This is a genomic window from Nocardia sp. NPDC006982 (assembly GCF_042869435.1).
GTDB lineage: Bacteria > Actinomycetota > Actinomycetes > Mycobacteriales > Mycobacteriaceae > Nocardia.
Genome location: NZ_JBIAFV010000015.1, coordinates 14,723 through 38,666 on the forward strand (window position 1 = coordinate 14,723; position 23,944 = coordinate 38,666).

Genomic DNA, 23,944 nt, shown 5'->3' on the forward strand with positions numbered 1-23,944 from the left:
TCGCTGTGCGGATTTCTCGACCGTTGATCAGTACTTCGGTTGAAGCGACTTGCCGAATAGTTCGAGGGCCGCTTGTCGCATGGTCTCCGCGCACGCGCCGGAGCTCGGATCATGGGATTAATCGGTGGCGTGGCGGTGAGCGGGCGTGCGATGCTCGGTCGGGTGCGGGCCTATCGGGAGGTGCTTGCGGATTCGGCGGTGCGCGATGTGCTGCTGCTGGGTGTGATGGTTCGCATTCCGTTTTTCGCCGGGTCGGTATTGCTCGCATTGCATGTGGTGCAGACGTTGCACGGGTCGTATGGGCAGGCCGGGGCGTTGAGTTCGGTTGTGACGCTGTGCGTTGCGGCGAGTGGGCCGTGGCGGGGGCGGATGCTGGATCGGTTCGGGTTGCGGCGCACGATTCTGCCGTCGATTGTGGTCGGGGCGCTGTGTTGGTCGATCGCGCCGTTTGTGGGGTATCCGGCGCTGTTGGTGCTCGCGGCGGTCGCCGGACTTTTCGATATTCCGATTTTCACGGTGGTGCGGCAGGCGGTAATCGCGGCGACCACCGAGCAGAGCCGCCAACCGGCGCTGGCGTTGGAATCGGTGTCGGTGGAGATGGCGTTCATGGTCGGACCGGTGCTCGGCGTCGCCGCCGCGACGGCATGGTCGACGACGCTCACCCTGTTCGGGATGCAGATGGCGCTGGTGTTGGCGGGAGTCTTTGTGTGGGTGCGTAATCCGCCGCTGCGCTCGGATGACAAGGCCGGTGCCGCGACGGTGCCGCGGTCCGAATGGTTCCGGGTCGAGTTCGTCGCGCTGTGCATCGGCGCGTGTGTGGCGATCGCGGTGCTCGCGGGTTCGGAATTGACATTCGTATCCGCCATTCGCGAGTTCGGCGCGCAGCGGTGGCTCGGCGTGGTCATGGCGGTCTGGGGTTTCGGTTCGCTGGTCGGCGGGCTCGTCTACGGCGCATTGCACCGATCCATTTCGACGTATGTGCTGCTCGCCGGGCTCGGCGCCGTCACCATTCCGATGTGCTTCGCCGTCGGTCCGCTATCGCTCGGGGTGACCGGGCTCATTGCCGGAGCACTTTGTGCGCCAACGCTTGTCGCATCCGTGGATCAGTTGAGTCGCATTGTTCCGGAGGGCGGGCGCGGCGAGGCGATCGGCTGGCACGGCGCCGCGATGACGCTCGGCAACGGCATCGGCAGTTCCCTCTGCGGCGTCGCGATCGACGCGGGCGGATTCCCGGCGGGCTTCGCGGCGGCCGCGGCACTCGGGCTCGGACTCGGTATCGGGCTGTTGCTGCTGGTCAAGGTGGTGCGTCGGGTCGACCGGGAGGAGCTGCCTGCCGGGGCGCGCTGAACTCGCTCGACGCAGGTCTTGCGTTATACGTATACATCTACTTATAGTGATTCCCGACGGACGCCGAGGAGCGGGCTCGAGGCGACCGGAAACAGCAGATCGACTCACCGCAGCGGACCGAATCGGGTCCGCTGGCGTCGAACCCATGCTTTTTTGCATATCTATTTATGAGACGGGGAATCATGACACCGGATTCGAGCGCACCGAACGGCACTGCTTCGGACGTGACCACGATCAATATCGACAAGGACGCATCGGATATGCGCGATGTACTGCTTAAAGTCGGTCCCGGCGGCCTGCGCAGACAGCGCTTCGTCGGGCGAAAGCTCGGTGAGACAAGGGAATTCACCAAATCGGGAATCGAGGTGATCCGGGTCTACCTGAGCCGCAAGGGCAAATACGTAGTGCATCGGCAGCGGGCCGACTGGATGGACTTCGCGCTGACGAACTGGACCAAGGATCTGAAGAACTGGCGCGAGATCTTCGACGTCGACGACCACACCTGGGGCGACTACACGGTGGACATCGTCGACTCGGTCGAGGAACTCGCCGGGCGGATTCCGGCACGCATCTACCGCGAACTCGTCGGCACCGCGACGAGTCCGAAGATCGACGAACTCGACATCTGAGACCGGTCCGCTCGTTCGGACCTCGAAAGGACCTCTCCCACATGTTCGCTCGACTTGGCGCGATCGTTGTGCACAACCCGTGGAAGGTGATCGGTCTCTGGCTGTTCATCGTGATCGCGGTGGTGGCCACGGCGCCGCAACTGAAATCGACCACCGACCAATCCGAATTCCTGCCATCGCATTACGAGTCGATTCAGGCAATGCAATTGCAACAGCAGGCATTTCCGCAACAGCAGGCGCCCGCGGCGCTGCTCGTCTTCGTCCGCGCGGACGGCGCACCGCTGTCCGAGGCCGATTCGGCGAGCGTGACGGCGATCGCGTCGAAGCTCGACGACCAGAGAATAAAGGACGTCATCGGTATCCAGGCCGTTCCGGCCTCGGAGAACCGGTTGGTGCAGATCGCCGCCGTGCAGATGACGAAGGTGACCAATGCGGGCGATACGACGCAGAGCGATGCGGTCAAGAAACTGCGCGACGCATTGCGCGATCAGGTGCAGGGTTCGGATCTGAAGGCGGGCGTCACCGGTCAGGCGGCGCAGATGCTGGACCAGACGGAGTCCGGTGAAAAGGGTATGGCCATTATCGGCATCGCGACAGTCGTGCTGATTCTGGTGTTGCTGCTGATCATCTTCCGCAGTCCGGTGATCGCGCTGCTGCCGATTGTCGTGATCGGCGCGGTCTCCGGCACCGTCGGCGGTCTGATCGCGATGGTCAGCAAGGCCTTCGATCTGAAGGTCGACAGTTCGGTGAATTCCATTCTGCTGGTTGTGCTTTTCGGTGTCGGCACCGACTACATCCTGTTCCTGATGTTCCGGTACCGGGAGCGACTGCGGGCCGGCGAGGATCCGAAAACCGCGATGGTCCGTGCGGTCACCAAGGTCGGCGAGGCGATCACCTCGGCGGCCGGTGCGGTGATCATCGCATTCATGGCGCTGACCCTCTCGACGCTCGGTATGTTCCGTGCGCTCGGTCCCGCGCTGGCGATCGCCGTCGCGGTGGCGCTGCTGGCCGGTCTCACGCTGGTGCCCGCCGTGGTTTCGCTGTTGGGCACCAAGGTGTTCTGGCCGTCGAAGGCGTGGCAGCAGGAGCCGAAGGGTGCGCGCTTCGGTGCGATCGGCGCGGCGATGGGGCGGCGGCCCGGTGCGTTCGCGGCGGTGTCCGGTGGGCTGCTGGTGGCCCTTGGCGTGCTGGCGTTCGGCTTCCATCCGACGTTCGATCTGAGCTCGGGCTCGACCTCGGATTCCTCCGAATCGACGGTCTACAACAAGGAATTGCTCAAGGGGATGCCCGCCGGGTCGACCCAACCGTCCGAGGTGCTGTTGCATTCGGACAACGGCGCACCGCTCGACAATGACCAGCTCACCGCCTACCGTGCCGTCCTCGCCGCGGTACCGGGTGTGAGTCAGGTCGGGACGCCGATGGTATCGAGTGACCGACTGGCCGCCGACTTCCAGGTGACCCTCAATGGTGCGCCCGAATCGGATGCCGCGCTCGATACGGTGCGTGATCCGCTGCGCGACGCCGTGCATTCGGCGGCACCCGCGGGCACTACCGCTGTGGTGGGTGGCATCTCGTCGGTGTACGTCGACTTCCAGGACGCGATGGTGCACGACTACAAGATCGTGTTCCCGGTGGCGGCGATCCTCATCATGATCGTGCTCGCGCTGCTGCTGCGCAGTCTGGTGGCGCCGTGGTACCTGATGGCCTCGGTCTTCCTGGGCTTCGCCGCGACGCTCGGTGCCGCGGTACTGGTTTTCCAGCACTTCCAGGGCAATTCCGGACTGATCTTCACCCTGCCGGTGATCATGTACCTGTTCGTGGTGGCACTCGGCACCGACTACAACATTCTGATGGTCGCTCGCTTGCGTGAGGAGGCGCGAGCCGGAAACGAGCCGAAACAGGCTGCTGCCCTTGCGGTTCAGCATACCGGTCCGACCGTCGCCGCAGCCGGTGTGATCCTGGCGGGCACCTTCGCCTCGATGATGTTGGCGGGCAACAATGTGCTGTCACAGATGGGCTTTGCGATTTCGGTGGGCATCGCGATCGCCGCATTCGTCATGGCGATGTTCTTCACCCCGGCGGTGACCGCGCTGATCGGGCACCGTGCCTGGTGGCCGGGGCATGGGGATCGCGATTCGGGTGTATCCGAGGGGAAGTCGCAGGATGCGCGCTCGGATCCGTACGCGTACTCGGATACGTTCTACAACTAAAGGCCGAGCAGGCAGCGGCAACAGGTCGATCCTGGGAACGCAGACAAGTCCAGCCGCTGAGTGAACAGTGCCGTCCGACTCGGATATCCAAGTCGGACGGCCTTTCTCGTCGTCCTCAACGCTCGTTGCCGCATAGCCAGTGACTACCTCGCATACGGCGCAACCTATGTGAGGTATTCAGTAAGTATGCGTGAGCAGGGATCACCGAACGCCGTGCTGACGGTGCTGATGCGCCGCTGCTGGTCGCCGCGCTGTCGCTGCTGACGCCGCCGCTGGTGCAGCGTTGCTGCTGCCGCTGGTTGCACAGCGGCTGCGTTGCTGCTACGCCCGTCGGGCTGCCGCTGCTGCCGCCGCTGCCGCTGCCGGTCAGCGTTGTTGCCGTTGCCGCTGTCGCTGCTGCTGGCCGCCGCGCTGCTGCCACCCGTTCGCTGCTGCTGCCGCTGCGTTGCCGCCGTCGGGCCGTTGCTGCCGCTGCCGTCGCAGCTGTCGGGCTGCCGCGGCTGCCGGTCAGCTTACTGCTGCGCTGCCGTTGCCGCGTTGCTGTCGCCGCTGCGCTGTTGCTGACACAGCGCTGCTGCTCGCCGCCCTCGTTGCTGCTGCTGCCGTTGCCGCTGTCGCTGCTGTTGGCCGCCGCGCTGCCGCCGCTGCTGGTGCAGCGTTGCTGCTGCCGCTGTCGCTTTCGGGCTGCCGCCGCTGCGGGCTGTCGCTGCTGGCCGCCGCGCTGCTGCTGCCACGCGTTGCTGACGGTCGCGTCGGCGCGGTATTCGTGTGGGGAGCACCGAATGCCGCCCTGTCGCTGCCGCTTTCAGGCTGTCACTGCCGCTGCTGCCGTTATCGCCGCCTTTCGGGCTGTCGCCGCTTTCGGGCTGTCGCTGATGCCGCCGCCGCTGTCAGCGTTGCCGCTGCCGCTGCTGTCGTTACTGCCGCTGTCGCTTTCGGGCTGTTGTTGTCACTGCTACTGCTGCCGCCGCGCTGCTGCCTCCCCTTCGCTGCTGCTCCCGCTGCGTTGCTGACGGTCGTAGCGGTGCGGTATTCGTGTGTGGGGAGCACCGAATGTCTCCCTGTCGGTGCTGCTGTCGGTTGCTGCGGCGAGGTCTGGTTAGCTGCTGATTGCGTAGGGGCGGCGGACCCGGCGGGCGAATTCCAGGACCTGGGCGATGGCGGTGCGGGAGAGGCCGACTTCGGCGCCGATGCTGGTTGGGGTCCAGGATTGGTCGGCGAGCATGAGGATTTCGGCGAGTTGTTCTACGGGGATGACCGAGAGGCCGCGGCCCGCGATTGCGCGGGCGACCGACCACACCTCGATATCGTCGCTCTCGGAGCCGAGGTTCTCGGTCAGCAGGTCCTCGGCCGAAAGTGATTGCACGACTTCGCTGATCACCTCGCTGGTGGTGCGGCGAGGTGCCTCATCCGAAACGAGTTGCTTGACCTCGGCCTCGGATGCTGCGGTCTGATCCTCGTGATCGGTTGCAGACTTGTCGGCGCTCGAAGTGCGGTGATCCTCCACTGCTCGTGTGATTCGTTCGGCCGGGGTCGGTGTGGCGGAACCTCGGGCAGCACGCTGAGGTTCGGTGGGTGTGCTTGTGCGTGTGGGGGTTTCGGTGCGAGTGCTGGACTTCGCAGGGCGGGGAGCGTCACCTGGTGTGCCCGTGCCCGTGCCCGTGCCCGTGCCCGCAGCGGTTGCGGTGCGGGACACCGTGGCGCGATCGGTGTCGGCCTGTGCACGGTCCCCGGTGTCCGCACTGGTCTGCGCGACGGATTCGACATTCGCCGTATCGAAGATGCTCAGCTGCGACTGTGCTGCGGGGTGTGCTGCAGCCCGCTGCGGTTCCGCTTCTCCGACAACAGAAGTCGCGCTCGCATTGCGATCGGAACGTTCGTCGCGACCGGACGCCCTGGTCGTGGCATCGGGCTCGAGGCCTGCAGTTGCGGAGGCCGTGCGCTCGTCCGGAGTGCCGGCGTCGGCCGCCGTTGCAGTCCGGAGGTCGATATCGGTAGCAGGAACAGCTGCGTCGCCTGTGGCAGGCAAAGCCCCACGATCGGCGGCCGCAGGTGCTGTATGGGGCTCGAGGCCGCTGGTATTGGAAGCTGTGTGCTCGTAGGGAGTCGCGGACGCGGTACGGACGTTGGCGGCAACAGTCGTGTGCTCATCGGTAGCAGTCGCCGCGGTCCGGGGATCGAGTCCTGCTGCGGCAATAGACGTGTGCTCGTCGCGGGTGCCGGCACTCGGTGTAGCCGTCCGGGGAGCTGAGCCTATGCCGGCGAAAGTTGTGCGCTCGTCGGCAGTCGGCGCCAGCGCGGTCTGCGGATCGAGACCGGTTGCGGCAGCAGTCGTGTGCGCGTCGCGGGTGCCTGCCGCATTCGCTCCAGCTGTCCGGGGCTCGAAACCTGCGGCGGCGAAAGTCGCGCGCTCATCGGCGGTCTGTGGGGCGAATCCGTTCGCGGCAACGGCCGTGTGCTCGTCGCGGGTGCCGGCGGCGCTCGGCGCTGCCGCTTGTGGCGCGAAGTCTGTGTCGGCGAAGGTCGCGCGCTGATCGGCACCCGTCCTTGGCGCGTCCCGAGGCTCGAACCCGGCAATAGTCGTGTCCCGAACATTCATCGGTGCCGTCGCGGACTTGCCGCGCGCAGTGGCGTGAGCTGCGCGCTCGGCGTTCGCAGCGGTATCTGGTGTAGTGCGCTGATCGACGTCCGAAGCGTGAAATGTGTTCTCGCCGAGGCTGTTCGCGGCGCCCGCCGACGTATGGGCCGGCAATGTTCCGTTGGCGTCGGTGTAGGGCCGCGCGGTGTCATGGATCGGATCCGTCGCACGCACCGCGTGACCAGCGCGGTAGTCGTCGCTCGGGAGCTGTTGGGTGAGACGGCCGTTCGTCGAGCGGGTGCTCTGCGCGTGATAGACGAGCGTTTCCGTGCAATCGAGGCGCGAGACGGGAACCGCGTCGGGTTGGGCGGCACGCATCGCTGCATCGGCGACATGGGGATCCATATCGACCGGGAAGCGGACACCGGTTTGGTCGAGCAGGGGATCGAAACCCCTGGCGGCGAGCAGTTCTCGACGGTCGGTGGGTTCATCGGCACGGAACGTATCGATGGGTGCGCCACGTTCGGTGGTGACTCGATGCCGGGGCGGCAGGTCGGGTTCGTCCTCGACCATCGGGACACCGTCGATGAGCAGGGCGTATCGCGCGGAAACCCAGGCGTGCAACCAGATCACGACACCGACCATGACCGGTGCGATCGCGTATTCGGCGGCCTGACCGAAGGATCCGGCGGCCAGGTGCGGGCCCGCGTTGAGCGCGATGGTCGTTCCGAGCAAGGCGGTTTCGAAGAAGACGACCTTGCCGCGGTCGAGTTCGCGGCCCCAGCGGGCGGCAGTCGTCGCGGCCACCATGATGGTGATGATCGGGATCGAGATCATCGCCTCGATCCCATAGCTCAACCAGTACAGGGGATCTGCCATATTCCCGCTGGGCACCAGGTTGTGCTGCACATTCACCCCGGCCCACACCATGCCGAGCACCACGACGGCGATCAATGCACGCGAGGACCATTCGGCCCGCCGGTACAACTGGGCTAGGCGCGCATCCTGATTCGAGACCCGCCGCCGCGCCGCCAGTGCGCGCCGATGCCAGCGGGCGTCCGCGTCATCGGCGCGCTGGATGGCGGACATGGTTCGCCGGTTGCGCTTCTCCGCCGTGAGTTCATCCTGGACAGCCCGTTTCCGCTGGCCCCGCCGCTGCGCCCGAACCCATTGCGCGAGTTCGCGTTCCGCATCGATCTCGTCATCCGATAATGCCTGTACCAGCGCCGCGTCATCCTGCAGCGGCAGCCGCCCCCGCGCGTTCGCGACCCGCTCGGCCAATGCGGCGATCTCGGACCTACCGGTCGACTGTTTGTCGCGCATCGCGAGCCTTCCCAGGAGCAGGTGTCATACCGACGCAGACCTACATGCTCGAACATATGTGTGATCGCACCGAGATTAAACCGCTACCCGCCCGAGGTCAATGCTGCGCACCCCGAAAACTCGAACAAATGCGCGAATCGCAAGCTCCTCGGCTTGCGCGGAATTCGGGTCAGGTGAGGGTGGTGTGCCAGACGATGGCGGCGGCCAATGCGCCTGCGCCGTTTATCGACCAGTGCAGGGCGATGGGCGCCAGGAGGCTGCCGCTGCGGCGGCGCAGCCAGGTGAAGACGACGCCCGCGGCGGCGGTGGCGAGGACGGCGAGCAGGATGCCGATGATCTGACCGGCCGGGCCGCCGCCGATGACGCCGGTCAGGCCGCGGTTGCTGGTGGTCAGGCCGATGGAGGAGGCGATATGCCAGAGGCCGAACAGCAGCGAGCCCGCCGCGAAGACACCGCGGACGCCGTAGACGCGGTCGAGCGTGCCGTGCAAAACACCGCGGAAGGCCAGCTCTTCCGGAATCGCGGTCTGCAGCGGGATGACGATCATCGATGCGATGAGCGCGCCGGAAATGGTGGCGTAGCGGTCGGCGAGGAAGAACGGCCGGGTGATCGGCAGCAGCGCCCCGATCGCGACCACGGCGAGCACTAAGCCGACCGCACCGAGCGCCCAGAGCGTGCTGCGTCGCCAGTGCCGCGGTGCGAGTCCGAGTTCGGACCAGCCGAGCCCGCGTCGCCGCATGAGGCCGAGCAGCACCACGGCGGCGATCGGAACGGTGAGGATGCTCGCCCACGCGGTGGTGAAGTGGGCGATCAGATTCGTGCAGGCCAGGACGATCACCACAACGGCCACGTCGAGATAGGCGTGCAGTTTGTGGAGGGGCGGTGCCGCATCGTCGAGGTCCTGTTGAAGCATCGGGCCCAGTCTACGGATGCCCGCAACTGGCGCGACGGGTTCGGCTTCGGGGGGTTGTGTCATCAACATGGTCCTACCTTGTTTCGCGCTACGCTCTGTCGGCGTTAATGCCGACCCCGCCAACCCTGCGGATCCGCCCATGCCTGCAGCGTCCGAGCACTGTCGAACCGGCGCGGTGCGCCGCTGACCGGGTCGATGAATTCGAGTGATGTGGCCAGCAATTGCAGGGGCCGAGTGAAGTCGTGCACAGATTTGTCGGTGAGGACCGGATAGAAGTCGTCGCCGAGGATCGGAATGCCGAGTCCGTTCATATGTAACCGCAGTTGATGGGTGCGCCCGGTCAGCGGCCGCAGTCGGTAGCGGCCGAGGCCGTCGCGCTGCTCGAGCAATTCGATCCAGGTCTCCGCATTGGGCTCCCCCGCCACCTCCTGCGCGGCGAGCACCTGCTTCTCCTTGATGATCCGGCTGCGCACCGTGCGCGGCAGCGTCAGCTCCGGATCGAAGGGGGCGATGGCCTCGTACTCCTTGCGCACCGTGCGCTTGTGGAACATCGTCTGATAGGCCCCGCGTCGGGCCGGATTGATCACGAAGAGCACCAGCCCCGCCGTGACGCGATCGAGCCGGTGCGCCGGAATGAGATCGGGTAGGTCGAGTTCGCGACGTAGCCGGACCAACGCCGTCTGCAGGATGTGCTGGCCGCGCGGAATCGTCGCCAGGAAGTGCGGCTTGTCCACCACGAGCAGATCGTCGTCGCGGTAGACGATCGGGATTTCGAATGGAACTTCGGCCTCATCGGGTAGGTCGCGATGGAACCAGACCGCGCTCCCGGGCACATACGGCGCGTCCGGTGCGATCGGACCGGATAGATCGACGATCCCGCCCGCATCCAGCAACTCATCGATGCGCGCGGCGGGAACACGAGGCAGCCGATCCACCAGATGGTCGCGAATGGTCGCCCAATCGCCCTGCTCCGGTAGGCGGAGCCGGGCCGGATCCAGGCCGTGCCGCTTGGGCAACGGCGGCTGCTGCCTCCTTCTCATTACCGACGACCTTAGTCGGCCACGAATCCCCAGCTCACGGCCGGGTCGGGCTCAGAATCCGCGCAGTCGATCCGGGGTGATGCGCACCGTGACCGAATAGTCGGCGTGGAACTGTTCCTCGGTCATCGACAGCGACGCGAGTCCCTCGGCGTATTTCTCGGTGAACGCGGCGACTTCCGCCGGTGTCGCCCCGGCTTCGTCGATTCGCGCGGTACCGGTGAGAATCACCACGTCGCCACCGCTCGCGGTGCTGTTGAGATGCAGCGACACCCGAGAATTGCGGGCGATATTTCGCAACTTCGGCTTATCGGCCTGGCTGAAGATCAGGAATTCACCGTCGCGCCATTGAAACCACACCGGATTCGGCTGTGGTGTTCCGCTGCGGCCGACGGTGGTCAGCCAGATGACATTCTCGCGTTCCAGGCGGCCGGCGACCCTGGCACCGAATGCGGTGCCGGTGTCGACGACGGGCGTGGCGGAGCGATCGGATTCGGTGGTGGGCCCGCCCGTCGCCCGACCGCCACCCCTCATCGAATCACTGCGCGATGCTGCACTCATGATTGTGCCAACGCTCAGACGGCGTAGTCGATTCCGGGCGCCGCAGTTACGCCATGGACGATTACGGCTCGGCGCGTTCGTCCAGCACCATTCGCCGGGACTCGACCAGTGTCTGTCGGGCGCGGCGGCGGACCTTGCAGCTGTCGACACTGCAATTCAGATGCACCTGCATCGCTCGGTGCGCCTGTCGCTCGGTCAAGGTGCCGGGATCACGGCGGCAATCGCCGATATTCGAAATAATTGTCGTGACAAACATTTTCACATCTCCAACCGCAGTCGCAATCTGTGTAGCTGCATAAGCTAGTAATGCTCGCGCACGAAAGTTGCTGGGATGGTGCGCCGTTCACACAAGCTTCCCCAGCACGTCGAAGATGTGTTGCCCAAGTGCGATGAGAGAACCGGTCATTCGGTATCGAGCAGGTGCGGGTTTCCGCAGTAGCCGATCGGTGGCCTCTCGCCACCGCTCGTGCCTCGGCGTGGAAGTCGTTGTCGGAGGAGAGATCTCACTGTGCGGGTTGCACATCGAACTCTTGGGCAAGTGTCCTGCCCTGTGCGGGATTTCGGCCGGGTGAGCAGCGGCGGCCAGCATGTGGCCGCGCATCCCCTTGTCGGCGGGTCTTGTGAAGTTGCCCAGATGGGCTGCATGGTCGCTTGTGTATCGACAGCCGGGATTTCGGTAACGCCGGGATGAACTCGGCGCTAACGTGATCCGCGAATCGATTCCCGACGGGCAGCGGGATCGATGGCAGGAGGTAACAACGGATGTTTCCTCGAATTGCTTGTCAGTAGTCCGACGAACCATTCCTAGCGGTTGGTTCGGAAAGTAGATCGCCGCGCACGATGCGGCGAAGATCATTGTGCGAGGGGATATTCCAATGCCGACAGGGGTGGCGCCGTCGAGCGCACAAGAGTTTGCCTCCGATAGATACACGAAAGGGCTTGCGGTATTCGAAGAATGGCAACTGCACCGCTACAACCGGGAGAGCTATCTCGGGCATCCGCTGCGCACAGCGCAGCTAGGAATTCGCTATCTGACGCTGCCGCATTATTTCGGCAGAGTGCCACCGATCCGGCTGTGGTTGCGGCGTTTCGGTGGGCCGCGCGTTCTGCCGGATTTCGCGTGCGTCGGCGCGCTGAAGTGCGGTACCACCGACCTGGCCAGCTACCTCATGCAGCATCCGAGCATCCTGGCGCCGCTCACCAAGGAGATCGGGCACGGCTGTCCGCACATGTGGGGTCCGTTCTTCCCGACGGAGCGGCAGAAGGCCGAGGTGATGCGATGTACCGGCCAGGCGCTCGCGGGCCATTTCGACCCACTGCTGCACGATCTTCCGTTGATCGACAACTACAGTGCGGCCCGCCCCGACGCCAAGATCGTGATGATGTTGCGCGATCCGGTGGATCGCGCCTACTCGCACTACAAGTGGGATCTGTTCCTCAGTAATAAGGACGGTCTGCGCGCCGTGCCGTACGGCCACACCTTTGCCGACTACATCGGGTACGCGCTGGAGATGTTCCCCGCGCCGCCGCCACCGACCACGCTGCCCTCCATGCCGGTGCTCGGCACCGGCGTCTACGTCAATGCGGTGGCCCGCTGGCTCGAAGCGTTCGACAAGGACAACGTCTACATCGTCACCGCCGAGGACTTCTTCGCTGATATCTCGAAGACGGTGTGCGGCATCCACGAATTCCTCGGACTGACCGCCGTGGAGCCGGTCCGTCATCACGTCTTGAACCGCAATCCGCTCGAAGTCCCGGAGCCCGACGAGGGTTCGGTGGCCCGGCTGCGCGAGTTCTATCGCCCGTGGAACGACAAGTTGTTCGAGGTGATCGGGCGCGACCTCGGTTGGAACGACCATTAGATAACCTACCCTCTCGGCCGATCTTGTGTGAAGATGGGTGCCGATTCCGTATCGGCTCCCGATCCGGTGGCCGCGGGTGTGGTGCGGTTCGAGGGCGTGAGCTTCGGATATCGCGCGGATTACCAAGTGCTGCGCGAGATCGACCTCGAGCTGCGGCCGGGCACCATAACCGCGCGCTTATACCCGCTCCGATGCGCGGCTGCACGAGACGGCGGCCGAAGCCGATTCGCGGGTGGTCGAATTCGCACAGGCGCAGCCGGTGCTGCGCGCCTTCGGTGCGGTGGGACCGGGCAATCGGGCGCTCGACACTGCCCTGACGCGGCAGCGCTCGGCGATCACCCGGCGGCGCGCGGCCGAGGCGGCCAGGGTGGACGAAATCGTCGAACGGCTGCCCGACGGCTACGACACCGCGGTCGGCGAGGGCGGTGCGACACTGTCCGGTGGTGAGCGGCAACGGGTTTCGATTGCCCGCGCGCTGCTCGAGGATGCGCCGATCGTGCTGCTCGACGAGGCGACCAGTGCGCTGGATCCACACAGCGAGGCGGTCGTGGTGCGCGGGATGCACGAACTCACCAGGGATAAAACGGTAATCGTCGTCACCCATCCGCTGGCCACCATCGCGCATGCCGATCAGATCCTGTTCCTCGACGGTGGCCGGATCATCGAACGTGGTACGCACGCCGAACTTTTGGCGCTCGACGGCCGGTACGCCGACTTCTGGAACGAGCGGTCGCGGACCACCGGATGGCGGTTGGAGCCCACACCGGTCTAAGGGACCCGACCGCCGTGGATATTCGGGTGACCGGTCGCTGCTGCCTGGATGTCCCCATCCTGGAGAAATGCGACCAAAATATCGTTGGCCGCATGTTGCGTATCCACCGGTCCGCGCTCACCGCCGATGAATTGGGCGACGGCGAATCGCACGGGCGCGGCGAGGAATAGCGGCACGTCCGTGAAGGCGAAATGGTTGGCCTCGGCGATTTCGTAGCGGAATCCGATCGCATGGAGATGCTGGATGAGGTCGCGGTTGCGGTCCAGGTACTGCGCGGAATGACCGGTTTCCGAGTGATCGCTCTCCAGCAACAGGAATGGCTGTTTCAGGGCGGGCAGATCTCCGTACAGGGTGCCGTCGATATTCGCCACCGCCTTGATCCGGGGCTCGTCGGCCGCCGCGGCGACCGCACTCGCGCCGCCGAACGAGTGTCCGATCGCCGCAATGCGATCGGTATCGAGGCGACCCGAGAGTGCGCCGATGGCGTCGGGCCGGTCCAGTTGATCGAGGACGAAACGCAGGTCGTCCCTACGGACTTGGAGATGTTCGGTCATATACCGTTCGCCGTCGGCGTCGTTCTCGGGAAAGTCATCGGTCGCCGTCGCGACGCTGCCGTTCGCGAGTTCGGTGACCGCCACCTCGTACGGATGGTCGATGGCGAGTACGACAAAGCCACGGCTGGCGAGATCGGATACGAGCCCGGTATAGAACGCGCGCGGCGCGCCGTATCCCGGTGAGAACAGCACCACCGGCCAGCGTGCGCGTTCCGCGCTGATCGGCACGTCGGCGTCGGCGTGGGTATCGATGCGTCCGTAGTTGTGCATGATGAAGCCGGGAATCTGCGTCACCCGGCTCGGCAGCCGGTCCTGCCCGTCGATATAGACCCACTGCCGCGCCGACTCGAGGTCGGTCGGATACCACGCCTGCACAATGACATTGCGCCGATCGGCGGTGGAATCGGTGGCCGTCTCCGGTCGCTGCTCATCGATCCAGCGAAAGATCTCCGAGCCGATGCGGTATCGGCCGGTCGGCTCGGGCAGGGTCGGGACGGGCGGAATGCTCCACGGCAGAATCGCGAGCACGGCGAGCAGGCCGACGGCCACCGGTGCGAGGACGGCGAGAACTCGACGCTTACGAGTCTGCTCGGTGACCGCGGACCGGCGCAATCGGCTGACGACGAGCACTGTCGCGGCCACGATCGCCAGATAGCACGGCACCATCTGCCAGTAGAAATCTTCCAGCACGAACTGGATCAGGCAGCCGAATACCAACAGCGGCAACGCAACTGGCAGCGCATAGGCGACCCGCCTGGGAAATACCGCCGCGGCCATCACGAAAAGGATGGCGGCGGCGGATACAACTGCATCAATGACCGACATTGCCCGCTCGCTTCTGTGCCACCGACATCCGGAAGCCATTCGACCATCAGCATCCCGCATCGCCCGGTGCCGACACGTCGCCACAAAGTCGCACCCAGCTCATCCCGAAGTATGACCCGCCCTCCGCCCGCATGCTGCGCACCTTATCGCTGCCGAGGGGAGTCGAAAGGTGGCCGGCGCGGGGATCAGGAACGACCATTTGACTACGCTCGGCGAATCGGCACGGCTTGGTGCGGGCCGAGGGGTTATTTCCAGTATGCGCGGGATTTGATGGCGGTTTTCGGCAGCTCGTGGGTGGTCTTGAGCGCCTTGACGATCGAGCGTGTGGTGTGGCCGTCGCACGCGACCCAGGCGAAAGCGTCCTTCGGGCACTGCATTTCGTTGGCCTGCTCGCGCAGTAGTCGGCCGTTGTCGATCCGCTGCACCCATTTCACCTGGTGGTGCGGCTTATTCCGGACCGGGAGGCCGGTGTCGGATTCGTATTGCCATTCCAGCCAGACCCGGGCGGGCACATCGCCGATCGCGTCGAGCAGGGAATTGATGGCGGGCAGCGACGCGGTATCGCCGAAGATGACGAACTCGCTCGGGAGTGGGTCGGGCAGTTGGAAATCCGAGCCGAGCACCGATACATCGATCTGGTCGCCGACGGCCGCCTTTTGCGCCCACATCGAGGCGGGCCCGTGGTGCACGGCGAATTCGATCGAGAATTTGTTCCCGTCCGGATCGGGATCGACCAGCGTGTAGCCCCGCTGATGCTCGCGCTCACCGTTCGGAATCCACAGCCGCACCCACTGCGTCGGATGCACCGGATGATCGGCGAGCAGTCCACCCGCGTCGAATCCGAGCCGCATGTACTTGTCGCTGACGTACTCGCTCGAGGTCACCGTGAGCCGGTAATCCTCGGCGCGCCACGCCTTCAGCATCAACCCTTCGAAACCTCTACCCATGTAGCTAAGGTTAGCCTAAACACACTTTGATGTCGTGGGTGTCCGGTGAAACTACTCCGAATGGCGGTGTGGCCCCGAGGCGGTGGTCTGCCTCGGAGCCAGCTTGCTTGTGTCGCAGGCGATTACAGGTTGCAGGGCAGCATCGCGACGCTCGCGATGGTGCATTCGGCCTCGCGGGTCAGCTTCCAGGTGCCGTCGATCTGCTTCCAGGACAGGTCGAAGTACCAGGGATCCCAGCCGTCGATGGCGGTGGTCAGCTGGGCGGTGAGCAGATCGCCGGAGACATTGACCGGGCCGAGGACGTCCCAGCGGAAGCTCGGCGGGGCCGAGGCCATGACGCTGCCGACCTGGTCGACCAGGCTGAGACCGGCCTCGCCCGCCTCGAGTTCGGCCGCGCGGGCGGAGCGCGAAGCGCCGGTGTTCAGCACTAGTTGCAGCTTTGCCTTCAGCTCGCCGAGGCCGGGGGCGGCGGTCCGCATCGGCGCGCCGATGGGTGCGGCGGTGGCCGGGGCCACGGTGGCGACGGTGCCGAATGCGCCGATAACGGCGGCTGCGGTGAGCGAGAACGCCGCGGTGACAAGGCGCGCCACCGGCCTATTTCTGGTGCTGAGCATCGGATCATCCAATCGTTCGTTTGCCGGGAGGTGTCGGTCCGAGGACTGGCACTACAGTGCAATATAAGGTAAGCCTATGCAAAGCTAAAAGCTGGAAGTTAGGTGACCCTGGCTACCGCACCAGATCGAACGCAGGAGAACCGTGGACACACTATTGGTGGTCGGCGCCGGGCCGAAAGCCCTTGCGGTGGCGGCAAAAGCGCACGTCCTGCGGAAATTGGGGCTCGCGGCCCCGCGCGTGATCGTCGTCGAGGCGCACGCCGTCGGCGGTAATTGGCTGCCGAGCGGCGGTTGGACCGACGGACAGCACCGGCTCGGTACCAGTCCGGAAAAGGACATCGGATTCCCGTACCACTCGACTTGGGCGCGCGGGCACAACCGGGCCATCGACGAGGCGATGATGGCCTACAGTTGGACCTCCTTCCTGGTCGAGCACGGCACCTACGCCGAATGGATCGACCGCGGCCGGCCGAGCCCGCACCATCACGTCTGGGCTAAATATCTGCAGTGGGTGGCCCGCGCGATAGATCTCGAATTGGTCCTGGGGACAGTGGATTCGGTCGCGGCGGCGGCCGACGGCTGGCTGGTTTCGGTGACCGACGCCGACGGTGTGAGCACCCAGATCGACACGGACGCACTGATGATCACCGGTCCTGGCCACAGCGGTCGGGCCTTGGCCGAACACCCCAGGGTGCTCAGCATTTCCGAATTCTGGGATCTGGCGGGCAAACGCGCGTTGCCGGTCTCCTCGCGCGTCGCGGTGATCGGCGGCGGCGAAACAGCGGGTTCGGCGCTGGACGAGCTGGTTCGCCACGACATGCTGACCATCTCGGTGATCACACCCAAGGCCACCATCTACACCCGCGGCGAAAGCTATTTCGAGAACGCGCTTTTCAGCGATCCGACCAAGTGGAACGCGCTGAGCATGGACGAGCGCCGCGATGTCATCCGGCGCACCGACCGCGGTGTGTTCTCGGTTCGCGTGCAGGAGAGCGTCATCGGCGACAACCGCGTGCATCACCTGCAGGGTCGGGTCGTGCGGGTCGCCGAACAGGGTGACGGCGTGGCGGTGACGCTGCGCAACGACCGTCGCCCGGATCTGGTGCAGAACTTCGACTTGGTGGTCGACGCGACCGGCGGGCAGCCGCTGTGGTTCCTGGAGCTCTTCGATTCCGATGCCGCCGACCTGCTGGAACTCGCCGTCGGCGGCCCGCTGACCCAGCCCAGGCTGGAGGCCTCGATCGGCTACGACCTGGCGGTCTCCGGACTGGACGCGAAGCTCTATCTGCCGAATATGGCCGCCATCGCACAGGGGCCCGGGTTCCCGAATCTCAGCTGCCTCGGCGAACTTTCGGATCGGGTCCTGCGTACCGCCCCGACGCGTCAGGTCGTCGGTGCGCGGCGGGGTGCGGCCGCCCGGCTGGGCTGATTCGGTCCGGATATCCCCAATACATCTACGTGAGGTTTTCATGCGCATCGTCTCGTTCGGGTTCCAGACCTGGGGCCGGAAAACCCTGCAGGCACTGATCGATTCGGAGCACGACGTCGTGCTCGCGGTCACCCATCCGGCCAGTGCGGATTCCTACAAGGGGATCTGGTCGGATTCGGTCGAGGACCTCGCCCGCGAGCACGCCATCCCGGTGCATCTGACCGAACGGGCCGATGCCGAAACCATCGACCTGGTGAAGCGGGCCGAACCGGACGTCATCGTGGTGAACAGTTGGTATACCTGGATGCCCGCCGAGCTCTACAATCTGCCCCCGCACGGCACCCTGAATCTGCACGATTCGCTGCTGCCCAAGTTCACCGGCTTCTCCCCGGTGCTGTGGGCGCTGATCAGCGGTGAGTCCGAGACGGGCCTGACCGTGCATCGGATGGACAAGGGGCTGGACACCGGCGACATCCTGGTTCAACGCTCATTGCCCATCGGACCCACTGATACCGGCACCGAATTGGTGTTGCGCGGTATGGAACTCATCCCCGGCGCGTTGCAGGAAGCGCTGCACGCCCTGGAATCCGGTACCGCGCAATGGAAGCCGCAGCGCAAATCCGAGCGGACCTACTTTCATAAGCGTTCCGAGCGGGACAGCCGCATCGACTGGACCTGGTCCGCCGTCGATCTGGAGCGTTTCGTGCGCGCGCTGTCCGAGCCGTATCCGCGCGCGTTCACCTACTACCGCGGTGAGCGGATCGAGGTGCTCGAGGCGGTCGTCTCCGAGGCGCGCTACGGCGGCACGCCCGGTCGGGTGATCGTGCAGGAGGGCGGAGGCGCGGTGGTGTGTGGTGCGGAGGCGCATCGCGGGCGCAATCGCGGCTTGGTGCTCACCCGGATTCGCACCACGGACGGTAGCGAACATTCGGCCGCGGAATTCTTCACGCGCGGTGGTTATCTCACCGACCAGTGAGGCGGCACCAGGGGAGCGGGCCCGCCAGTAGACTTGTTAGGGTAGGCTACGCTAATATCGGACGACCGTTCAGAAGTAACCAGACAGTGCAGCGTGCCGGGGGTGTTGTACGCCGCCGATCGAATGACGCTGCCTGGCGCGACTATTGCGCCGGGAGGTCCGGCGGAAGCGCAGGAGTCAAGAAATGCCAGCAAATCTCGGATGGATCCGGCAATTCCACCAGCCCCGCTCCACCGCCAGCGACTGCTCGCAGGTCGCTCGAAACGGCACAGCACGCCCGCCATTGTTGATCTGCCCGCACGCGGGTAGCGGCGCGTCGACCTATCGCGCGTTCTCGAAGGTGCTCAGCGAACACTTCGATGTGCTGATCTTCCAGTACCCGGGCCGTCAGGACCGGGCCCGCGAGGCGGCGCTCGCCACGCTGCCCGAACTGGCCGCCGGTGCGTTCGCGGAATTCCGGACCTCCGAACACAATCGCGGCCTGCCGCTGACGGTCTTCGGCCACAGCATGGGCGCGATGGTGGCCTTCGAACTGGTGCGCATTGCCGAGGCGGCCGGACTCGAGGTGCGTCTGCTCGCCCCGTCCGCCGCGGTTTCGCCGGGCCGGGCCGCCGACTTGCCGCCGCATCCGACCGAGGACGAGCAGATCCTCGACCACCTCGGCGCGCTGGAGGGCACCGGCGCCGATGTGCTCGGCAGCCGCGAGCTCATGCGGATGGCGCTGCCGGTGGTGAAGGCCGACTACCGTGCTTTCGATTCCTATACCTGCCGGGTGGATGTCCAGGTGCAGGCCAAGATTCACGTGCTCGGCGGTGCCGAGGACACCTTCATCACGCCGCGTGAGCTGTACGGCTGGTCCAATCACAGCGCACAGGAAATCGACGTCACCATCTTCGACGGCGGGCATTTCTACCTGAACGACAATGCCGCCGGTATCGCGGAACTGCTCGCACCGGAACTGGATCGCGTCGGATGAGCACCGAAATGGATCCGATCGTCATCTCCGGTATGGCCGTCGAAGCGCCGGGCGGCATCGAGACGCTGCCCGACTTCTGGTCGGCGCTGGCTGAAGGGCGCGAACTCATCGGACCGTTCCCGCGCAATCGGGAATGGCCGATCGAGGAGTTGCTCGCGCTGCACCGCGCCGAAGGCTGGAGCCGGGTCGCCGATGCCGGTGGGTTCCTGTCGGAGGCAACCGAATTCGATCCAATGTTCTTCGGCATCACCCCGCGCGAAGCCATTTCGATGGATCCGCAGCAGCGGGTCGCGCTGCGGGTGGCCTGGCGGGCGCTGGAGAATGCGGGCATCAATCCGGGCGCGCTGGACGGCGCTGACGTCGGTTGTTTCATGGGTGCGTCCATCAATGAATACGGGCCGCAGTCCGGTGCTGTCACCGAGTACTCCGGATACCGGGCCACCGGGACCGCTCTCGGCGCGGTGGCGGGTCGGATTTCGCACAGTCTCGGACTGATCGGGCCGTCGCTGACCACTGACACCGCGTGCGCATCGGCGCTGACCGCATTGCACCTGGCTGCCAATGCCGTGCGTGCCGGTGAATGTGACTGGGCGCTGGCCGGTGGCGTTTGTGTCATGGGCTCGCCCGCGGCGTTTTTCGAGTTCTCCAAGAACAACGCACTCGCCGTCGACGGCCACTGTCGCTCCTATGCCGCCGACGCGACCGGCACGCTGTGGGGTGAGGGCGCCGGTGTGGTCGTCGTGGAACGCGAGTCGCGCGCACGCGAACTCGGCCATCGGATCTATGGCCGCGTGCTCGCCACCCGGGTCAATCACAACGGCAAGGGCGCACCGCTCGCGGTGCCCAGCGCGACGGCACAGCAGCGACTGATCGAGAAGACCTTGGCGGCGGCCGAAATCCGACCGGACGATATCGGCCTGATCGAGGGGCACGGCACTGGAACGCCGGTCGGCGACCCGCTCGAACTCACCGCCCTCGCGCAGTCCTACGGTGGCGTCGACCGCGGCACCGACGGTCCGCGACTGGGCTCGGTGAAGTCGAATATGGGTCACGCGCAGGCCGCCTCGGGGGTGCTCGGCCTGATCAAGGTGCTGCTGAGCGGCGCGAACGGTCAGATCGCGCCGAGCCTCTACGCGGACAACCCGACCACCGAGGTGGATTGGGACGCCACCAGCCTGCGGCTGGCCACGAAACTCGAACCCTGGGACCCGATCGACGGCGTCCGCTGCGGCGCCGTCTCCTCGTTCGGCGTCGCCGGCACCAATGCGCACGCGATCGTGGCCATGCCCGTGCTGGAGGATATCGATGCCTGATTACCGACTACCGGACGGCACCGTCCCCGTACTGCTTTCCTCCGATACGGCCGACGGACTGCGCGGCGAGGCGGCCGCCATCCTGGGATATTTGGAGCGGCATCCCGGTGTGACCCCGGATCGCGTGGCGGACATGCTGTTTCGCACCCGGCTCGCGCGCCGCCGTCGGGCGCTCGCGATGGTCGACAACCGCGACGGACTGCTCGATGCCTTACGCGCGATCGTCGCGGGCGCCGAGCATCCCGCGGTCGTGGTGACCGATGGCGTCGCCACCGCGCGCGGCATCGGATTCGTTTTCCCCGGACAAGGCAGTCAGCGGCCGGGCATGGGCAAACTCTTCTACGAGATCTCCCCGACGTTCCGTCGCGCGGTCGATGATTGCACCGAGATCTTCGAGGTGCGCTTCGGGCACCGCGAGCCGCTGCACTATCTGCTCGGCAACGAGGGACAGTTCGAGGATCACGTGCGGGTACTCCAGCCTGCGTTGATGTTCCAGATGTACGCCTTCGCCGCCATGTGGCGCGCGGCAGGTGTCGAGCCCGCCGCGACCATCGGACACAGTCAGGGCGAGCTGGCCGCCGGTGCGGTCTCCGGCGTCATGACGCTGCGGGATTCGGTGCTCGCGGTGACGCATCGGGCCCTGGCCGTCGATCAGCTTTCACCGCGCGGCTATTCGATGGCGGTGCTGGGCATGGACCGCGACCAGTGTGAGGCGCTGCTGGCAAGGCACTCCGGCTGGGCCGAGCTCTCGGTGGTCAATTCGGCACATATCCTGGCCATTTCGGGTGACCGCGAGACCATCGTCGATATGGTGGCGACCGCGACCGCGCGCGGTCAGTTCGCCAGGGAGATCCGCGTCGCGTATCCGGCGCACACTTCGGTGGTCAGCGAGTACCGGGAGGGACTGGAAGCGGCGCTCGGCGAGGAAATGAGCGGGCCGAACTTCATCGCGACCGAAATCCCTTGCTACGGTGCGACACTCGGCACCCCTATCACGCCCGACCTGCGACACGACCAGTACTGGTATTGGAATCTGCGCAACCGGGTGCGGTTCGATCGGGCGATCACGGCGGCCACCGCCGACGTCGACACCTTCGTAGAGATGTCGGAACATCCGATGCTGCAGTTGGCCATTCAGGAGAACCTGAGCACTGTGCGTCCGGACCCCGCCCGGCCGCTACCGGAATTCCGGGTGATCGGCACCTCGCTGCGCACTGCGGCGGGCCTCGGCGAGTTCACCCGCAATCTGGCGACGGTTGCGGTGCACGACCTGAATTACCGGTGGGACGCACTGCGTGTCGAATCCGATTCGGACACAGCGCGTTTGCCGCTGCGAGACTTCCCCAATACCGTGCTGAATCCACAGCGACTGTGGGCTCCCTACCGGGCCGAGACGCCCGCGCCGGTGGCCCCCGAGCACACTGCGACCCGGCTGGCGGAGCGCTGGGTACGGCTCGAGCGTCGTTCGCTGGTTTCGCCGCGCATAATGCTGGTCGTCGACCACACCGGACGGTGCGCCGAACTCGCGGCGGCGCTGTGCACCGCCGCCGACAACCACGGTGGTGGCGCGACCGTTTACGATCCCGAACAGCCCGCCGACACTGCCGACTACGACTCGATCGTCGTGCTGCTGCCGCGGTTGCCGGATCTGGACGGACCCGCCGCGGTCGCGGAACTGGCACGGTTCTATGACGCCCGCTGGCTGCCCGCGCTCGACGCCACGGTCACCGACTGCTGGCTGGTGACCGTCGGCGGCGAAGCAGCGGTCGCCGACGATCCGGCACCGCATCTGTTCCACGGCGCGGTCTCCGCCGGCTTCCGCTGCATCGGACTGGAAAATATCGGCACCGCCTTCCGGCACCTCGACCTCGACGCCGCCGACGCAGGGCAGGCGGCCAAGATCGTGCGCGCACTGCACGCCAAGGACGAACCGCAGCTGGCGCTGCGCGCGAGCGGGCTCTATGCCAAGCGGCTCGAGGTGGAAATCGAACCGTCGGCCGGAGCTCCGGATGATGCGGAGCTCGAGCACGTCGTTATCGTCGGCGGGACCGGCACGCTCGGACTGAAGTTCGCCGAGTACTTCGCCGGTCGTGGTGCGCGGCGGATCACGCTGCTCAGCCGGTCCGGCGAAACCGATTCCGTCGCAGGCCGTTTGCGGGTCGTCCGACAGATCGGCACCGCCGAGGTCGCGGTTGTCGCTTGCGATGTCAGCGACGAAGCCAGTGTGCGTGAGCTCGCCGTCACACTGGCCGATACACCGGCGACCATGCTGGTGCACGCCGCGGTGAACTATGTGCGCGCCGAACTGGCCGATGTGACCGCCGAGAAGCTGTTCGAGATGGCGGCATCGAAGATCATCGGCACCGACCATCTGCTGCGGCTGCTGCCGCTGGCCGCGGATGCGCGGATCGTCATCTGCTCGTCCGCGGCGGCCACCTTCGGTGGTCGCGGGCAGATTCTCTACGCCACCGTCAACCGCATGCTCGATGTGCTGGCCACGCGCTTGCGGGCAGCGGGGACGAATGCCGTTGCGATGCAATGGGGTATCTGGGATCTCGAAGGGCCGCTGCATGCGGTCGGCGTGGACCGGATCGCCGCTGCCGGCGGCCAGTCCATGGACCCGCGCGACGCTCTCGCCGTCGGTTTCACCGAGCACGCCGAAATCGGACGGCCCGGCAATCGCATTGTGATGGCGGCCGATTGGTCGCAGTTGAACGACATCATCTCGGCGGTCGGCTGGGGTCCGCTGCTCGCAGATGTGCTCACTCGAGTGGAACCGGCCCCGCCGCAGGCCGAGCCCGCCGCCGTCGTGATCGTACCGGAGGCGGTCGTGCCGTCCGCCGGTTCACTGTCCGACCAGGTCCGCATCGAACTGGGCAAGGTGATGGGCGCCGACGGGCTCGACGCCATCGACAGCTCGGTGCCGCTGGTGGCCCTCGGACTGGATTCGCTGCAGGCGTTGGACTTCCGCAAGCGGGTGCAGGCGGAACTGAACCGCGATCTTCCGGTGGCGGCCATTCTGGGCGGCGCGTCGTTGGACGACGTCGTGCGCCTGATGGCCGACAGCAACGTCTAGGC

At 65.9% G+C, this 23,944-nt stretch carries 19 protein-coding genes; 11 read left to right on the forward strand and 8 right to left on the reverse strand.

Going from position 1 to position 23,944, the window contains the following annotated elements:
- Positions 1-111: 111 nt before the first annotated feature.
- The 4 genes from ACFYOW_RS38360 to ACFYOW_RS38375 all read left to right on the forward strand — a co-directional run bounded on the left by ACFYOW_RS38360 (position 112) and on the right by ACFYOW_RS38375 (position 5,199).
- Positions 112-1,347 carry an MFS transporter gene (locus ACFYOW_RS38360; RefSeq protein WP_387295077.1) on the forward strand — a complete coding sequence of 412 codons (1,236 nt, stop codon included), beginning with the start codon at positions 112-114 and terminating at the stop codon, positions 1,345-1,347.
- 182 nt (positions 1,348-1,529) lie between these two features.
- Positions 1,530-1,976, forward strand: a complete 447-nt coding sequence (locus ACFYOW_RS38365; protein WP_387295079.1) for an EXLDI protein — start codon at positions 1,530-1,532, stop codon at positions 1,974-1,976.
- A gap of 41 nt (positions 1,977-2,017) precedes the next feature.
- Entirely contained in the window at positions 2,018-4,186 is a 2,169-nt protein-coding gene (locus ACFYOW_RS38370; protein ID WP_387295081.1) for an MMPL family transporter, read from the forward strand.
- A 275-nt stretch (positions 4,187-4,461) separates the two neighbouring features.
- Positions 4,462-5,199 (forward strand): hypothetical protein, encoded by a 738-nt coding sequence (locus ACFYOW_RS38375; RefSeq protein ID WP_387295083.1) that lies wholly within the window; start codon positions 4,462-4,464, stop codon positions 5,197-5,199.
- An 86-nt stretch (positions 5,200-5,285) separates the two neighbouring features.
- On the opposite strand, the gene ACFYOW_RS38380 is transcribed toward ACFYOW_RS38375, so the two are convergent.
- The 5 genes from ACFYOW_RS38380 to ACFYOW_RS38400 form a co-directional block, all read right to left on the reverse strand.
- On the reverse strand, positions 5,286-8,087 hold the full coding sequence (locus ACFYOW_RS38380; protein WP_387295085.1) for a hypothetical protein: 2,802 nt from the start codon (positions 8,085-8,087) through the stop codon (positions 5,286-5,288).
- Positions 8,088-8,256: 169 nt separating this feature from the next.
- Positions 8,257-9,000 (reverse strand): CPBP family intramembrane glutamic endopeptidase, encoded by a 744-nt coding sequence (locus tag ACFYOW_RS38385; RefSeq protein WP_387295087.1) that lies wholly within the window; start codon positions 8,998-9,000, stop codon positions 8,257-8,259.
- Positions 9,001-9,104: 104 nt separating this feature from the next.
- Complete coding sequence (locus ACFYOW_RS38390) at positions 9,105-10,040, reverse strand: RluA family pseudouridine synthase (protein ID WP_387295089.1); 936 nt, start codon at positions 10,038-10,040, stop codon at positions 9,105-9,107.
- Positions 10,041-10,091: 51 nt separating this feature from the next.
- Positions 10,092-10,598, reverse strand: coding sequence for a TIGR03667 family PPOX class F420-dependent oxidoreductase (locus tag ACFYOW_RS38395; protein ID WP_387295091.1), 507 nt, complete (start codon positions 10,596-10,598; stop codon positions 10,092-10,094).
- Between the two features lie 61 nt (positions 10,599-10,659).
- Positions 10,660-10,854 carry a hypothetical protein gene (locus ACFYOW_RS38400; RefSeq protein WP_387295093.1) on the reverse strand — a complete coding sequence of 65 codons (195 nt, stop codon included), beginning with the start codon at positions 10,852-10,854 and terminating at the stop codon, positions 10,660-10,662.
- A 619-nt stretch (positions 10,855-11,473) separates the two neighbouring features.
- On the opposite strand from ACFYOW_RS38400, the gene ACFYOW_RS38405 reads away from it, so the two are divergent.
- Positions 11,474-12,460 (forward strand): sulfotransferase domain-containing protein, encoded by a 987-nt coding sequence (locus ACFYOW_RS38405; protein WP_387295095.1) that lies wholly within the window; start codon positions 11,474-11,476, stop codon positions 12,458-12,460.
- A 232-nt stretch (positions 12,461-12,692) separates the two neighbouring features.
- A complete protein-coding gene (locus ACFYOW_RS38410) occupies positions 12,693-13,232 on the forward strand; it encodes an ATP-binding cassette domain-containing protein (protein ID WP_387295097.1) in 540 nt (179 codons plus the stop codon).
- On the opposite strand, the gene ACFYOW_RS38415 is transcribed toward ACFYOW_RS38410, so the two are convergent.
- The 3 genes from ACFYOW_RS38415 to ACFYOW_RS38425 all read right to left on the reverse strand — a co-directional run bounded on the left by ACFYOW_RS38415 (position 13,229) and on the right by ACFYOW_RS38425 (position 16,172).
- Complete coding sequence (locus ACFYOW_RS38415; protein ID WP_387295099.1) at positions 13,229-14,611, reverse strand: alpha/beta hydrolase family protein; 1,383 nt, start codon at positions 14,609-14,611, stop codon at positions 13,229-13,231. The two genes, ACFYOW_RS38410 and ACFYOW_RS38415, sit on opposite strands and share 4 nt — an antisense overlap.
- A gap of 245 nt (positions 14,612-14,856) precedes the next feature.
- Positions 14,857-15,558, reverse strand: coding sequence for a siderophore-interacting protein (locus ACFYOW_RS38420; RefSeq protein ID WP_387295101.1), 702 nt, complete (start codon positions 15,556-15,558; stop codon positions 14,857-14,859).
- Between the two features lie 122 nt (positions 15,559-15,680).
- Positions 15,681-16,172: a hypothetical protein gene (locus ACFYOW_RS38425; RefSeq protein WP_387295103.1), complete on the reverse strand. Its 492-nt coding sequence runs from the start codon at positions 16,170-16,172 to the stop codon at positions 15,681-15,683.
- A gap of 142 nt (positions 16,173-16,314) precedes the next feature.
- Here ACFYOW_RS38425 and ACFYOW_RS38430 point away from each other — a divergent pair, with 142 nt between their 5' ends.
- From ACFYOW_RS38430 to nbtC, 5 genes are all read left to right on the forward strand, one after another.
- Positions 16,315-17,601, forward strand: coding sequence for a SidA/IucD/PvdA family monooxygenase (locus ACFYOW_RS38430; RefSeq protein ID WP_387295105.1), 1,287 nt, complete (start codon positions 16,315-16,317; stop codon positions 17,599-17,601).
- Positions 17,602-17,641: 40 nt separating this feature from the next.
- Positions 17,642-18,577, forward strand: a complete 936-nt coding sequence (locus tag ACFYOW_RS38435; RefSeq protein WP_387295107.1) for a methionyl-tRNA formyltransferase — start codon at positions 17,642-17,644, stop codon at positions 18,575-18,577.
- Positions 18,578-18,761: 184 nt separating this feature from the next.
- Positions 18,762-19,553, forward strand: a complete 792-nt coding sequence (locus tag ACFYOW_RS38440; protein ID WP_387295109.1) for a thioesterase II family protein — start codon at positions 18,762-18,764, stop codon at positions 19,551-19,553.
- Complete coding sequence (locus ACFYOW_RS38445; RefSeq protein ID WP_387295111.1) at positions 19,550-20,866, forward strand: polyketide synthase; 1,317 nt, start codon at positions 19,550-19,552, stop codon at positions 20,864-20,866. The genes ACFYOW_RS38440 and ACFYOW_RS38445 overlap by 4 nt, the downstream gene beginning before the upstream one ends.
- On the forward strand, positions 20,859-23,942 hold the full coding sequence (nbtC, locus tag ACFYOW_RS38450) for a nocobactin polyketide synthase NbtC (RefSeq protein WP_387295113.1): 3,084 nt from the start codon (positions 20,859-20,861) through the stop codon (positions 23,940-23,942). Before ACFYOW_RS38445 ends, nbtC begins: the two co-directional genes overlap by 8 nt.
- Positions 23,943-23,944 lie beyond the last annotated feature (2 nt).